Source organism: Thermococcus celer Vu 13 = JCM 8558, from assembly GCF_002214365.1.
Taxonomy (GTDB): Archaea; Methanobacteriota_B; Thermococci; order Thermococcales; family Thermococcaceae; genus Thermococcus; species Thermococcus celer.
This window is the reverse complement of the sequence record NZ_CP014854.1, coordinates 1,601,387-1,615,258: the sequence shown is the minus strand read 5'-3', so window position 1 is coordinate 1,615,258 and position 13,872 is coordinate 1,601,387. Positions and strand designations below refer to the sequence as shown.

Here is a 13,872-nt window from a genome sequence, read left to right as displayed (position 1 = left end):
TTCTGATTTTATCCGGGGCCAAAAATAAAGCCAGCGGTAAACAGAGGGAAACAACGAAAGGGTCACTCGATCTTGACGTCGAAGCCCCCCTTCTCCTTCTTCGGGGACTTCTTCGGGATCTCTATCTCGAGGACGCCGTTGTTGTACCTCGCCTTGGTCTTCTCAGGGATGACCTCCTCGGGCAGTCTTATGGCCCTCCTGTAACCGCTGTAGTAGCGCTCGACCCTTATGGCTCCCTCTTCCTCGAGCTCCTTCTCGCGCCTCATCTGGGCCTCGATGTAGACGGTGTCCTCCGTAACGCGGAGCTTGATGTCCTCCTTCCTGACACCTGGAAGCTCGACGGTTATGACGAACCTGTCGCCGCGGTCGAAGATGTCGGCGAAGGGCTCCCTCCATGTCTCGCTCGTGAACTCGTAGCGTTCGCCGGGCTCGCGGTAGCTCCAGAGTCTCGGACCCCTGAAGGCTTCCCTGAAGATGGCGTCGATCTCCTCCTGGATCTCCCTCATCAGGTCGAAGGGGTCCCAGTAGCGGTCCCTCCTCCAGACCATTCCCATCACCCCCGACCTTTTGGTTACTAGTAGTAACTAAAACAGAAGGGTTTAAAAAGTTTTGTGTCTTTTAATGTGCATTGGTGACTAAAATTTAAAAATAACAGGAAAAGTCAAAGGTTGCTCAGCATGCGGACGAGCGGGTAATAAATTTCATCAAAGCTCTCGTTTCCTCGGAGAGGGTAGATGAATTCAACTTCCTTTCCTTTCACCCTGATTTCCCTCTCCTTTGGCTCTTGTACCAAGATGAGCTCCGTAACCTCGAGCATATCGCTGACTATCCGCCCCCTTCCAAGAAGGGACCCCCTGCCGGCACCCCCATTCAATATCGCCTCAAGTCTGGGCCTTAATCCAGTTACCCACTTTGGGCGAAACCTCCGTCTGGTTACTACCTCCATGGATTCACCCCCTTGGAGTAATGGGAAAGGAAAAGGGAGCCCGGATACTGCCCCTTTGGCTTATTGGTACGATCTGCCTATTTTTCGGGACAAGCTCAGGGTACACCACGCCCTGCTATCGCCCCTTACCGTGAGTTTCATCGGTGCCTACGGCTTTGAAAAATATTAGTTTTTCGGCTAACTTTTTGGAAGATTTACACGTTTATGTGCATTAAAACGGAAAAGTTTGAGCTTTTGTCGGGTTCGGGTTAAGTTTTTGTCATATGTCCGCTGACCTCAGGGCGGAATCCCGGGACAGGGGCCGGGCATCGTAGCCGAGCCCCCGTAGAATTCTGGCGAACTCCCGGGCAAAACCGTAAACCGTGAAAACCCGTTCGGGATCTACTTTTTCAACTATCCTCATCAGCTCCCAGAAGTCCGCGTGGTTGCTGAGCTTCAGGTCGCCAAAACCGGAAACCGTCAGCTCCCAGGGGGAGAGCGAGTTCTCAACGCGGGGGGAGCGGTGGGAGCGCAGGACGACGTCGCCATCGGGGGAGACGTTGTCAAACGAGACCCCGAACTTCGAGTAAACGCGCGCCACCTTCAGAGCCTCTCGAGGGACTTTGACGGTGTAGCCATGGACGTCGAGTATCTTCATGACCTCCTGGGCCTTTCCCGTCTGGTTGACGTAGAGGACGGGCCTCTTTCCCCTATCCAGCGCCTCCTCAACGAAGGCCACCAGTCTCTTCTCGGCTTCCCTGGGGGAGGGAAACGTGAAGCTCGGGACCCCGAAGGTCGCCTCTATGATGAGAACGTCCGCCCTGGGAAAGCGACTCTTCTCGGCCGTTCTCAGCCTGAACCACTTGGTGTCGCCCGTGTAGAATACCGTCCCGTTATCGAGCCACAGCTTTATCCCTGCGGAGCCGAGCATGTGGCCGGCCGGGTAGAGCCTCGCCTTAAAGTCGCCGAGGTAGAACCTCCTTCCAAACCTGACCTCCCTGTAAAAGCCGCCCTTCCTGAGGTGGCTGAGGAACTTCGTGGGCCTGGTGGCGAAGATGATCTCCCCGCTGACGAAGTGGTCGGTGTGGGCGTGGCTCTGGAAGGCAAAGCGGGCCGAGCTATCGAGGCCGACGTTACCTACTATCATTATAGTAAACACAATGTCACCAAAACTTTTATTAGCTTCGTTTCGATGTTCCTCTTGGTGTTGAGATGTCCACCTACATCATCGAGACACGGGACCTCACAAAGTTCTTCGGAAAGAGGAACATAGTCTACCACTTAAACCTCAAAGTCCCCAAAGGCGTTGTTTACGGCTTTCTCGGCCCCAACGGTGCAGGAAAGACCACCACCATAAAGATGCTCACCGGGGCGTTGAGACCCACCTATGGAGAGATAAGGATTTTCGGGATGGAGATGCCCCAAAAAAGGGTTGAGATCATGAAAAGCCTTGGCTACATGCCCGAAGCGCCCATAGCCTATGAGGATATGACCATCTTTGAGTTTCTGACGTACATGGGGAGGCTCTCGGGGCTCGAAAAGGATGAGGCGAGGGAAAGTGCAAAGGAGCTGATGAGGTACGTCGGGGTTGGCAGGCTGGCCCTGAACAAAATAAAGGAGCTTTCCTCCGGGCAGAAGCAGAGGGTTACCTTCGCGGCGGCCTTAATCGGGAACCCGGAGCTCCTGATACTCGACGAGCCCACGGCGAACCTCGACCCCCTGGGGAGAATCGAGTTCACGGGCAAGATCGTATCCCTCGCAAAGGAGGGAAAGACGATTTTCGTGAGCTCCCACATAGTCAGCGAGGTCGAGAAGATGTGCAACTACGTTGGCCTGATCAATCAGGGCCGTTTGATAGCCCAGGGCAGGATAAGCGAGCTCACGGGGGTGGAGGAGAGCGAATACGATGTTCTGACGTCCGATAACGCAAGGGCACTCGAGTTCCTGAGGGAAAAGCCCTACGTCAGGGAGTCCTGGGAGGAGGAGGGAACGCTCAGGGTCAGGGTGGATCCGAGGTTTCTGGACGAGTTTTTCCTGCAGTTCCCGAGGTATCTGAGCTCGCAGGGCATTCGTTTAAAGCTCTTCAAACCCCACACGAGTCCGCTTGAGAGGATCCTGATGGAGAAGTTTAACGTGGGTGAGGCGGAGTGATCGGCGTCCTCTATCAAAACGAGACCTACAGGCTCCTGAGGTCCCGCAGGCTCAAGGTCATGCTCCTCCTGATGCTCCTCCCGGTTGTGGTTTACTTCTTCACCCATGAGGAGATAACCGAATACGGTGCGAGGGCTTTGGAGATATCCTTCCAGATAAACATCTCAGGGGCCCTGATAGACTTCTGGGGGAGTGTTATAGGTCAGCTCGTGGTCATCATAATCATGAGCGACCTGCTGGCGAGCGAGATAGACAGGGGTACCATAAGGATACTCCTCACAAAGCCGATAAGGAAAAGCGAGATAGTCCTCGGCAAGTTCCTCTCCGGCATCACTGCAATCGCCGTCATATTCGGGGTTCCTTACCTAATCATGCAGGTCTACATGGTCCTCCTCTACAAGTCGGGCTTTGAGGGGTTCAGGACGACGTTCGACGACCTCCTTTTTGCAACCGGTATCACACTGCTCGTGCTTGGAAGCCTGGGGGCCGTTTCAATGCTTCTCTCCGTTATACTATCCAGGCCTCTATACGCTTCTCTGGCGAGCTTTGGACTGGTCTTTACCGCGCAGTTCATACTCCCACAGCTGCCCTTCTTTGACGACCCGGAGCGTTTTAACCTGAGCTATCAAATAGGGGTCCTCCTGAAGAAGGGGTTCACACTCAACACCGGGCTCGATAGCTACAAGGGCGACCCCGGCATGAGCGCCCTCTTTTTCCTGAGCGTGATTCTGGTGAGTCTTATCCTCACGCTCCTGGGGCTCTACAGAAAGGAGTACGAGGGATGAATATGAAGTGGATAGCGGTCATCCCCATAATCCTGCTCATCCTTGCGGGAAACGCGTCCGCCCTGTCCGTTGACCTGGGAATAGACGAGGTACTCATCGTTGATAACAGCACGGTAAGCTTCGACGTGGCCCAGAACAATCCCGGCCTGGTCTTTCTGATGGTGGAGACCCCGAACGGGAGCGTTTTGAAGGGGCTGACCTTCGGGGAGAGCCTCTACACCGGGGGAGTTAACTACACCGTGGGGCGGCTGGATCCCACGAGGATGGTTCTGACGCTGCATCTGAGCGGGAACTACTCCAAAACGGAAGTTTTGAAGAAGAGGGACTTTAAGGTTGAGGTCCTGGAGGCCTTCGACGCCTACGTGAAGCTCAGGGTCACCAACACGGGTTACTACGACCTCAACGATACCCTGCTCGTCTCGTCCCAGGGGGTGCCCCTGGAGGAGCGCTCGATTTTTCTGAGGAGGGGAGAGTCCACCACCCTGAAGGTAAGGGCCCCCTCCGGCGGGATAACCGTGACGGCCGAGGGGAGCGGGATATCCAGAACCGTTACTGTGGGGTCCTTCGAAGAGCTCGTCTCCGTGGACGAAATCCGGAAGGATGAAGGACTCCACGTCAGGCTCAGGAACCACGGCGACGCGACCAACGTTACCATTAAGCTTCTCCTCAACGGCCTGACCGTAGAGAAAATGACGATAACCATGGGGAGGGGAGAGGAAAAGGAGGTCTCCTTTGAGAGTGACATAAATCAGGGGGCCCTCCTCATCGAGTACGGGGGGGTTACCAGACAGGAAAGCTTTTACTTCGAGGCCCCCACAATCTCGCTTACAAAGGTTGAAAGGGTAGGGGATAAGCTCGGGGTATGGCTCAAAAACGAGGGCAAAGGGAAATTCGCGGGGAAGGTGAGCGTCTACCAGAACGGCTTCATAGTCGGTGAGCCCTACTACAGGAGCGTCGAGGTTAACCCGGATGAAGAAGCTCTCGTTGAGTTCAGGATCCCCCGGGACGCGGAATTTCTGACCATAGCCGTCAGCTCCGGGACGTACTCCCTGACGTTCCCGATACAGTTAAAGGGCACGCTCGATGTCCGGGCGCTCAATTCCTACTCAAAGGGAATCCTGGGGGGAACGGCCAGCTACACGCTCCTCATAAGCGGAGACGGAGACGTCACGCTGGGGGTTGAGGGACTCCCCGATTCCATAGGGGCTTCGTTCTACTACAACGGGGCCGAGGTTAAGGAACTTAACGTGGTCAAGAGCGCCCAGGTCACGCTCCTCCTCCGGCTTCCCAACTTGCCCCGGGGCTTCACGCTTAACGTGCCGCTGACCTTCAACGTCACGGTCAACGGGATTAAAACACCCTTAAAACTTGAGGTGGGCGGGATCGGAATCCTGCCCGTCTACGGCGACAACTGGCTCGCGAAGATGAACTACACGAGCGAGCATCACCACGTTGGCCTGCCCTACCGGGTTGTCGGGAGGGACCTGACCCCGCCCTTCGTGTTCGAGCCCTCGGAAGGGGAGAAAATCGCCGTGCTCTACGGGGACTACGTGGGGAGGGGAAAGGACCTGAGCCTGCACCTCCTCGACACCTCAGGGAGGATAGTGGCCTCCTCAACCCAGGAGAAGGGGAAGAGCGACTACCTGGTATTCAACCAGAGCGATTTCATGCTCATGGTGGAGGGGAGTGGCTACTTCAACTCGATCCTCCTCGTGGCGGACTACCTCGAGAGGCCGATGAACATCACGTTTGAACTCAGGAGGAAGGAATTTGGGGAGGGCCTGAGGACTTTCGTAATAAACGCCAGCCCCCTGAGGGGCAAAACGCTCAAAATCCTCGTGAACTCCAGCGGGGATGTGGAGGTCAGGGCCTATCACTTCACCCTCAACAGGGAGAAGGAGGACTTTGACCCGCTCTCAGCGAGCTTTAAAGGGGCCTTCAGGGGCAGCGGGCGGAAGATAGAGGGAGAGATCGGGGTGAGGAGCTACGAGGATTTCGTAGCGGTCGCCGTGATAGGGGAGGGAAACGTCACGATGAAATTCAACGTGGTGGGTGGTGAGCTCGGGGTCGGCGAGGTGAGCTCAAAGGCGGCTTACCTGGCGGTTCTCGGGCTTCTGTTGCTCCTACTCGCGGCCGTATGGCTCGAGAGGAGAATCGGGTGAGGTGGATAATTTATCCAAAGTCAAGCTCGCCCTTGAGTTATGTAAAAGCTTTTTATATGGCCGCGCCCAAATAGTGGTAGGTGGTACTCATGACCTTCGATAAGGAGAAGCTCGAGAAGATTAGGGAGGAAGAAAAGCGCTGGGAGGACACGACCGTTAAAAAGTTCATTGAAAGGAGACCCGAGAGAAAGGAGAAGTTCACCACGGACGATGGCTTCGAGATAAAGCGTCTCTACACCCCCGCCGATCTCGGTGAAGACTGGGACTACCTCGAGAGGCTCGGTTTTCCCGGTGAGTATCCCTTCACCCGCGGCGTTTACGCGACGATGTACCGCGGCAGGTTCTGGACTATGAGGCAGTACGCTGGGTTTGGAACCGCTGAGGAGTCCAACAAGCGCTACAAGTACCTGCTTTCACAGGGACAGACCGGGTTGAGCGTCGCCTTCGACCTGCCGACCCAGATAGGCTACGACAGCGACCACCCGATGAGCGAGGGCGAGGTCGGGAAGGTCGGAGTTGCGATAGACTCCCTCTGGGACATGAGGATACTCTTCGACGGGATTCCGCTGGACAAGGTTTCGACGAGCATGACCATAAACTCGACCGCGGCGAACCTGCTGGCCATGTACATCCTCGTGGCGGAGGAGCAGGGCGTTACCCCCGATAAGCTCCGCGGAACTGTCCAGAACGACATCCTGAAGGAGTACATCGCTCGCGGCACATACATCTTCCCGCCCCAGCCGAGCATGCGCCTCACCACCGACATCATCATGTACTGCGCCGAGAACGTCCCCAAGTGGAACCCGATAAGCATAAGCGGCTACCACATCAGGGAGGCCGGTGCCAACGCCGTTCAGGAGGTCGCCTTCACCCTGGCGGACGGCATCGAGTACGTCAAGGCCGTCATAGACAGGGGTATGGACGTCGACAAGTTCGCCCCGAGGCTGAGCTTCTTCTTCAACGCCCACAACAACTTCCTGGAGGAGATAGCCAAGTTCAGGGCCGCCAGGAGGCTCTGGGCTTACATAATGAAGGAGTGGTTCAACGCAAAGAACCCGAGGAGCATGCTCCTGCGCTTCCACACCCAGACGGCCGGCTCCACGTTAACCGCCCAGCAGCCGGAGAACAACATCGTCCGCGTCGCCATCCAGGCCCTGGCAGCGGTCCTTGGCGGAACCCAGAGCCTCCACACCAACAGCTACGACGAGGCCCTCTCCCTGCCGACGGAGAAGAGCGTTAGGATTGCCCTGAGGACCCAGCAGATAATAGCCTACGAGAGCGGCGTCGTTGACACGATAGACCCGCTCGGCGGTTCATACTACATCGAGTGGCTCACAGACCACATATACGACGAGGCCCTCAAGTACATCGAGAAGATAAAGAAGATGGGCGGAATGATGCGCGCTATAGAGCGCGGCTACATCCAGAAGGAGATAGCCGAGAGTGCCTACAAAGTCCAGAAGGAGATAGAGGAGAAGAAGCGCATCATCGTCGGTGTGAACGAGTTCGTCGTTGACGAGCCCCTCGACGTCGAGATACTGAAGGTCGACCCGAGCATCAGGGACAAGCAAATCGAGAGGTTAAAGAAGCTCCGCTCCGAGAGGGACAACAAAAAGGTGGAGGAGGTTCTCGACAGGCTCAGGAAAGCGGCGGAGACCGAGGACGAGAACCTCATGCCCTACATCATCGAGGCCCACCGCCACCTCGCCACCCTCGGGGAGGTCACCGACGTCCTTCGTGAGGTCTGGGGCGAGTACAGGGCCCCGCTGGTGTTCTGATGCCGTTCTTCTTCCCCTTTTCGTCTCCCCTTCGGCCCCACGAAAAAGCTTAAAAAAGGATAGCCAAAGCATCAACGGGCATCATGATAACCCCGGGAGGTGTAGTTATGGCGAGAAACAAGCCGCTTGCGAAGAAGCTCAGACTTGCCAAGGCCGCCAAGCAGAACAGGCGCGTTCCGGTATGGGTCATCGTCAAAACCAACAGGGAAGTAATGACCCACCCGAAGAGGAGGATGTGGAGGAGGACCAAGCTCAAGGAGTGAGGTGGTTTGAATGATAAAGCCGGGAGAAGAGGTCATATTCGTCGTTCCCATCAGGAAGATAAAGAAGCGCGTTCCGCGCTGGAAGAGGGCACCGAGGGCCGCCCGCTTTGTCCGCGAGTGGATAGCGAGGCACGCCAAGGCCGACGAGGTGCTCATCGGCACCGACGTCAACGAGAAACTCTGGGAGCGCGGGGCCGAGAAGCCGCCCAACAAGCTCCGCGTCAAGGTCATCGTCGAGGAGAGCGAAGGGAAGAGGATCGCGAAGGTCTCCCTCGCCTGATCTTTTAATTTGAAGAGGTGACGAGATGCACATAGAGAGGCTCGATTTTGAGAACTCCCCCTACCTTGGCGTCTACGGTATCGCCACGGATAAGGTAGGCCTTATCAGGGAGGGCCTCGGCGAGAAGAAGCTCGAGGTTCTCCGGGAGGTTCTCAAGGTTCCGCTCATCGAGACGAGCGTGATGAAGTCCCGCATAGTTGGAATATTCACGGCCGGCAACTCCAACGCGATGGTCGTCCCGTGGTACGTCTGGGACGCGGAGCTGGAGAGGATAAAGGCCGGACTCGAGGAGCACGGCGTGGACATCGAGGTGGTTCCCTTCCAGAGCACCCTCACGGCCCTCGGCAACCTCATCCTGGCGAACGATAAGGCGGCGCTGGTGAGCGCGAAGTTCAGCCGCGAGGAGGCAAAGAGGCTGGAGGACATCCTCGGCGTCGAGGTCGAGAGGGGCATGATAGGCGACTTCCATGCAGTGGGGAGCGCCGGGGTCGTCACGAACAGGGGAGGAATCGTTCACCCCGAGGCGACGGACGAGGAGCTCGAGTGGCTCCGCGACCTCTTCAAGGTTGATATCTACGTCGGAACCGCCAACATGGGCGTTCCCTTCGTCGGCTCCTGCATGCTGGCCAACTCCCACGGTGTCGTTGTCGGACACCTGACAACCGGACCCGAGATTGTGAAGATTGAGGAGGCCCTGGGCTTCCTTGACTGAGACGGAGGTGTGAGCGATGGAGGTTAAGGTCTTCCGCGTTAAGGGCGTTTTCGAGAGGAACGGGAAGAAGGAGAGGTTCACGAGGGAGTACCGCGGCCTTAGGGCCGAGGACGTGGTCGAGATACTCTACTCCGAAGTCGGTAGCAAGCACCGCGTTCCGAGGAGCAAGATATGGGTCGAGAGCATCGAGGAGATAAAGCCCGAAGAGGCCAGAAACCCGATAGTCAGAAAGCTCAGCGGGCTCTGATCCCCTTTTCTATTCTCCCGTTGGGCTCTGGATGCTCTCAAAATCCGGATCCCTGAACTGGCCGGACTATTCTTTCCAGCCGAGGACCCTCGACTGGTAATGGCTCCTCGGAAATATCGTGAGCGGGTCGATTCCCCTTTCACGTAGCAGGTGCCGGAGCTCGACCTCATAATCGGCCTTCTCGAGTTCCTCGCTCTCCCTTACCTCAACCACGAAAAGTTTTCCCGTTAGTTCCCTTATCGTCCTGTAGCCGAGGCCGAGGAGTGGTCTTATGTAAGCGACGCCGAACCTGTCCTCAAGCGAGCGGGCCTTCGGCAAATCGAGGAGCGGAACCCTGTCGTCCCTCCTCGTTCCGTCGCTCACCCTTTCGACCTCGGGAAGGGAAGCCAGGGCCTCGAGGGCTCTCTCGTGGATGAACTGAATGGCGTTGTTCGGGTGGCCTTCCCGGATGGCCATCTCCGCCGCCGTCTCGAGGATCTCCTTCGACAGGTAAAGGACGCGATGCTCGAAGCCGAGCCTCTCCGCGGTCTCCCTGGCGAAGCGCCAGTTATCGAGGGTGCCGAAGCTGACGGTTACGAGTTCCACCTCGTAGCCGAGTCTTTTCAGGATCCACGCGCTCAAACTCGAGTCCTTGCCGCCGGAGTAGAGATGGTGGACGAGCATGGCCTCACACCTTCCAATGCTCTTTGCCAACACCTTTAAAAGGCCAACCTTTTTAAGTCCTCCATCGCGAGGGCTGAGGGGTGAGAGGTATGGAGAAACGCTTATCCGGAAAGGTGAGAAGGGCGGTGAGGGCGAGATACTACGATATCCCCCCGAGAGCGTGGATAGGGAAGAGGGGGCTTGATGCGGCCGTCATAGAGGAGATAAACACCCAGCTCGAGAAGGACGGTGTCCTCAAAGTCGAGATAAGGAAGGGGGCGCTCATCTCCACGGGCCTCGACAGGAGGACCCTCGCCGAGAGGGTGGCCGAGGCGACGGACAGCGAGCTAATCGACGTTCGCGGCAAAAGGTTTATATTGTTCAAGCCCAGGGAAGGTTGGGAAAAGTATTTAAGGAAGCTCGGGAGAAAGGAGCTTTCGAAGGAAAAACGGGAGGAGAAGCCCGTTAGGAAGGTCAGGCTCGATATCGCTCAATTCAGGAGGAAATTCAAGAAGGGGAGGGATTGAAAGTGGCGACGGTTTACGACGTTCCCGGTGATTTGCTCGTTGAAAGGACCGCAAAGGCGCTCAAAGAGGTCGAGGCCATAAAACCGCCCGAGTGGGCCCCGTTCGTCAAGACGGGGAGACACAAGGAGAGGATTCCGGAGCAGGAAGACTGGTGGTACTACAGGGTCGCCAGCATCTTCAGGAAGATCTACATCGACGGACCGGTTGGAATAGAGCGCCTCAGGACCTGGTACGGCGGGAGGAAGAACCGAGGTCACGCGCCCGAGCACTTCTACAAGGCCGGCGGAAGCATCATAAGGAAGGCCCTCCAGCAGCTCGAGGCCGCGGGCTTCGTCCAGAAGGTTCCGGGCGAGGGCAGAATCGTGACCCCGCAGGGGCAGAGCTTCCTCGATAGGATAGCCACCGAGCTCAAAAAGGAGCTCGAGGAGCAGCTCCCCGAGCTCAAGAAGTACTGAGGGCCCGGCCCTCTTCCAATTTGGTTTCTGCCTCTGGTTCCGTCCAGCCCAATACATTTTTAACCTGACGTCCAACCTTAACATGGGGGTGAGGGAATGGCCGAGGATATAGAGGAGATCAGAAAGCGCAAGCTCATGGAGCTCCAGAAGAGGTACCTTGAACAGCAGAAGGCGCAGGAAGAGGCCATGAAGCAGGAGATGGAGCTCGAGGCCCAGCTCGACGCGATAATGAGGCGGATCCTGACGCCGGAGGCGAGGGAACGGCTCGGAAGGGTCAAACTCGTCAAACCCGAACTCGCGAGACAGGTTCAGCTGGTTCTCGTTCAGCTGTACCAGGCGGGGCAGATTACGGAACGGATAGACGACGCCAAACTGAAGAGGATTCTGGCGCAGATAGACGCCAGGACGAGGCGGGACTTCAGGATCAAGTGGTAGCGAGAAGGTGCCCCCATGGACGCCCGCGAGATCGTCAGGATACTCGACGAAAAGGGAGAGGTTAGTCTCGAGACCTGGAGGGCCGTCTCGGTCAAGAAGAACCGGGACGGAACCGTTGACGTTCTCTACAGGAACCTGCACGTGGGGACCGAGGAGGATCCGGTTTTCCTCTGGATCTACGCCAACGTGATAGAGGAAGACTGGGACGTCCACGTTCTGGAGAGGATAACCTTCAAGCGCGAGGACCTCGCCTGGTTACTCCGCTATGTGGTGAAAAAAGGCGAAGGTTTATAAGGGTTTTATAAAATAGCCGGCCGGTTGGGGGTGTTTGAGTGAGCAAGCGCAGGGTCTGCCCGGTCTGTGGCTCGACCGAGTTCATCTACGACCCGGGTAGGGGTGAGATAGTTTGTAAGAACTGTGGTTACGTCATCGAGGAGAACGTTGTGGATGAGGGGCCGGAATGGCGCGCCTTTGACGCGGGCCAGAGGGAGAAGAGGGCCCGCGTTGGTGCCCCCGAGAGCATTCTTCTTCACGATAAAGGGCTTTCAACGGACATTGGAATCGACCGGAACCTCTCGGGGTTGATGCGCGAGAAGATGTACCGCCTTAGGAAGTGGCAGTCCCGCCTCAGGGTCAGCGACGCCGCCGAGCGTAACCTCGCCTTCGCCCTCAGCAACTCGACAGGATAGGCAGCCAGCTGAAACTGCCGAGACACGTCGAGGAGGAGGCGGCGAGGCTCTACCGCGAGGCCGTGAGGAAGGGGCTCATACGGGGGCGCTCGATAGAGAGCGTCATTGCCGCCTGCGTCTACGCGGCCTGCAGGCTCCTCAAGGTTCCGAGGACGCTCGACGAGATAGCCGACATCTCCCGCGTCGACAAGAAGGAAATAGGCAGGAGCTTCCGCTACATAGCCAGGAACCTCAACCTGACCCCGAAGAAGCTCTTCGTCAAGCCGACCGATTACGTCAACAAGTTCGCCGACGAGCTGAACCTGAGCGAAAAGGTCAGGAGGAGGGCGATTAAGATCCTCGAAGAGGCCTACGAGAAGGGATTGACGAGCGGGAAGAGCCCGGCGGGTCTCGTCGGGGCGGCGCTCTACATAGCCAGCCTGATTGAGGACGAGAAGAGAACCCAGAGGGAAGTGGCTGAGGTCGCCCGCGTCACCGAGGTCACCGTCAGGAACCGCTACAAGGAGCTCGTGGACAAGCTCAACCTGAAGATACCGATTTGAGAGCTTCATCCGAAAACTAACGGAAAGAGAAAACAGGGGGTCAACGCCTTCCGAACCAGCTCTCCAGCGTGGCCTGTTTTCCCACCTTCACGGCCTTCTTCAGCCGCTCGAGACCGTTCTTCACCCTCTCCTCGCTGAAGTCGTGCTCGTCGCAGAGGAACCTCAGGATCCCCTCCTCGTCCGGCTCGCTCCATCTGAGCTCGTATTCATCCGTAACCGGCGGGTTGAGGAAGAACTCCTTTATGGCGTAGAGGTCAACCTCGCTCTCCCTCTGGTACTTTTTGAGCGGATCCTTCTCCCGTTTGACTATCGCCAGGGCCTTCTTCGGCCCGATGCCCTTTATCCCTCCGGGGTTGTAGTCCGTGCCAACGAGGATGCCGAGTTCGACTAACTTCTCCCGGTCTACCCCGAGCTCCTTCAGAACCTCCTCGAGGACTATCAGCTCGGGCCTGACCTCGACGTAGACGTTCTTTCCCGGGAGCTTTCTCCTTCCGGTTATAGTTACGTTCCTCACCAGTCTCGGCGCCCCGAAGAGGAGCGAATCGTAGTCCTGGCTGGCGGAGGCGTAGACCTCTCCCCTGGCGGCCATGTATGCGGCCTGTGCCTCCCCCTCGCTCGGTGCCTGGACAACGGGGATTCCCATCAGCTCGAGGAGCTTTTTGGCATCGTTTATCAGCGCCTCGTTTACCCTGGTGGCGCGCATCGCGTACTTCTTGGCCTCCTCGAGGTCTCCCTTTTCAAGGGCCTCGTACCACTTCTCCTCCGCTTCCTCCCTGACCTCGCGGCGCTTCTCTATCTCCCTCTTTTTGAACGCCGGCGGTTTTCCATCGAAGACGTAGGCCAGCTTTATCCCATTTTCCATGAGGTTGATGTTGCGGTAGAAGAGCCCGCTGAGGTGAGAGGTTATCCTCCCCTTGGAATCCATCAGGGGAGTTCCGTCGCGCTGTCTTATCGTCGAGAGGAACTGGTAAATCGCGTTGAAGGCATCGACCGCCACCTTCCGGCCGTAAAGGTTGTTGAGCTCTATCTCCTTCCTCGGCACGAGTTCACCTATCTGTACGCCCATAACACCACCTGGAGGGAGTTGGGGAAGGAATATTTTAGCCTTTCTCTGAAGAACTTCCCCCGGCCCGATGAGAAGATCTTAGTGCTTAAAGGCCTTAGCGGACTTTTCCGGCTTCTCATCCTCGGGTGGCGATCCGCTTCTTTAAACGTCCGTCGAGCCCGTTATCGTCGAAAAGAGAGGGGAAAGGTTATAACCTCTTTTACGAACGTAAAA

Annotated in this window: 17 protein-coding genes and 1 pseudogene; 13 read left to right on the top strand and 5 right to left on the bottom strand. The window is 57.1% G+C overall.

The window, feature by feature from the left end; genetic code table 11:
- Positions 1-62 precede the first annotated feature (62 nt).
- The 3 genes from A3L02_RS08760 to A3L02_RS08750 all read right to left on the bottom strand — a co-directional run bounded on the left by A3L02_RS08760 (position 63) and on the right by A3L02_RS08750 (position 2,072).
- Positions 63-548 carry an Hsp20/alpha crystallin family protein gene (locus A3L02_RS08760; RefSeq protein WP_088863547.1) on the bottom strand — a complete coding sequence of 162 codons (486 nt, stop codon included), beginning with the start codon at positions 546-548 and terminating at the stop codon, positions 63-65.
- A gap of 113 nt (positions 549-661) precedes the next feature.
- The gene (locus A3L02_RS08755) at positions 662-946 is read right to left on the bottom strand and encodes a hypothetical protein (RefSeq protein ID WP_088863546.1); all 285 of its coding nucleotides are present in this window, start codon (positions 944-946) and stop codon (positions 662-664) included.
- Positions 947-1,205: 259 nt separating this feature from the next.
- Positions 1,206-2,072 (bottom strand): MBL fold metallo-hydrolase, encoded by an 867-nt coding sequence (locus A3L02_RS08750; RefSeq protein WP_088863545.1) that lies wholly within the window; start codon positions 2,070-2,072, stop codon positions 1,206-1,208.
- Positions 2,073-2,137: 65 nt separating this feature from the next.
- Here A3L02_RS08750 and A3L02_RS08745 point away from each other — a divergent pair, with 65 nt between their 5' ends.
- From A3L02_RS08745 to rpl18a, 8 genes are all read left to right on the top strand, one after another.
- Positions 2,138-3,076, top strand: coding sequence for an ABC transporter ATP-binding protein (locus tag A3L02_RS08745; protein WP_088863544.1), 939 nt, complete (start codon positions 2,138-2,140; stop codon positions 3,074-3,076).
- Positions 3,073-3,861 (top strand): ABC transporter permease, encoded by a 789-nt coding sequence (locus tag A3L02_RS08740; protein ID WP_088863543.1) that lies wholly within the window; start codon positions 3,073-3,075, stop codon positions 3,859-3,861. Before A3L02_RS08745 ends, A3L02_RS08740 begins: the two co-directional genes overlap by 4 nt.
- Before the next feature lie 2 nt (positions 3,862-3,863).
- Complete coding sequence (locus A3L02_RS08735) at positions 3,864-6,023, top strand: COG1470 family protein (protein WP_088863542.1); 2,160 nt, start codon at positions 3,864-3,866, stop codon at positions 6,021-6,023.
- Between the two features lie 89 nt (positions 6,024-6,112).
- Positions 6,113-7,801 carry an acyl-CoA mutase large subunit family protein gene (locus A3L02_RS08730; protein WP_088863541.1) on the top strand — a complete coding sequence of 563 codons (1,689 nt, stop codon included), beginning with the start codon at positions 6,113-6,115 and terminating at the stop codon, positions 7,799-7,801.
- Positions 7,802-7,908: 107 nt separating this feature from the next.
- Positions 7,909-8,064 (top strand): 50S ribosomal protein L39e, encoded by a 156-nt coding sequence (locus tag A3L02_RS08725; protein WP_088863540.1) that lies wholly within the window; start codon positions 7,909-7,911, stop codon positions 8,062-8,064.
- 10 nt (positions 8,065-8,074) lie between these two features.
- Positions 8,075-8,344: a 50S ribosomal protein L31e gene (locus tag A3L02_RS08720; protein WP_088863539.1), complete on the top strand. Its 270-nt coding sequence runs from the start codon at positions 8,075-8,077 to the stop codon at positions 8,342-8,344.
- Between the two features lie 25 nt (positions 8,345-8,369).
- Entirely contained in the window at positions 8,370-9,056 is a 687-nt protein-coding gene (locus tag A3L02_RS08715; protein WP_088863538.1) for a translation initiation factor IF-6, read from the top strand.
- A 16-nt stretch (positions 9,057-9,072) separates the two neighbouring features.
- Positions 9,073-9,303 carry a 50S ribosomal protein L18Ae gene (gene rpl18a / locus A3L02_RS08710; protein ID WP_054833898.1) on the top strand — a complete coding sequence of 77 codons (231 nt, stop codon included), beginning with the start codon at positions 9,073-9,075 and terminating at the stop codon, positions 9,301-9,303.
- 66 nt (positions 9,304-9,369) lie between these two features.
- Here the strand turns inward: rpl18a and A3L02_RS08705 are convergent, their stop codons facing one another.
- Entirely contained in the window at positions 9,370-9,966 is a 597-nt protein-coding gene (locus A3L02_RS08705; protein ID WP_088863537.1) for a DUF7411 family protein, read from the bottom strand.
- Between the two features lie 89 nt (positions 9,967-10,055).
- Here A3L02_RS08705 and A3L02_RS08700 point away from each other — a divergent pair, with 89 nt between their 5' ends.
- The 5 genes and pseudogenes from A3L02_RS08700 to A3L02_RS08680 all read left to right on the top strand — a co-directional run bounded on the left by A3L02_RS08700 (position 10,056) and on the right by A3L02_RS08680 (position 12,593).
- Positions 10,056-10,472, top strand: a complete 417-nt coding sequence (locus A3L02_RS08700) for a YhbY family RNA-binding protein (protein WP_088863536.1) — start codon at positions 10,056-10,058, stop codon at positions 10,470-10,472.
- A gap of 2 nt (positions 10,473-10,474) precedes the next feature.
- The gene (locus A3L02_RS08695; protein WP_088863874.1) at positions 10,475-10,927 is read left to right on the top strand and encodes a 30S ribosomal protein S19e; all 453 of its coding nucleotides are present in this window, start codon (positions 10,475-10,477) and stop codon (positions 10,925-10,927) included.
- Positions 10,928-11,023: 96 nt separating this feature from the next.
- Entirely contained in the window at positions 11,024-11,362 is a 339-nt protein-coding gene (locus tag A3L02_RS08690; protein ID WP_088863535.1) for a DNA-binding protein, read from the top strand.
- Positions 11,363-11,377: 15 nt separating this feature from the next.
- Entirely contained in the window at positions 11,378-11,656 is a 279-nt protein-coding gene (locus A3L02_RS08685) for a hypothetical protein (protein ID WP_088863534.1), read from the top strand.
- Between the two features lie 38 nt (positions 11,657-11,694).
- Positions 11,695-12,593 (top strand): annotated as a pseudogene (locus A3L02_RS08680) (transcription initiation factor IIB).
- A gap of 40 nt (positions 12,594-12,633) precedes the next feature.
- Here the strand turns inward: A3L02_RS08680 and fen are convergent.
- Entirely contained in the window at positions 12,634-13,659 is a 1,026-nt protein-coding gene (fen, locus tag A3L02_RS08675) for a flap endonuclease-1 (RefSeq protein ID WP_088863533.1), read from the bottom strand.
- Positions 13,660-13,872: the final 213 nt, after the last annotated feature.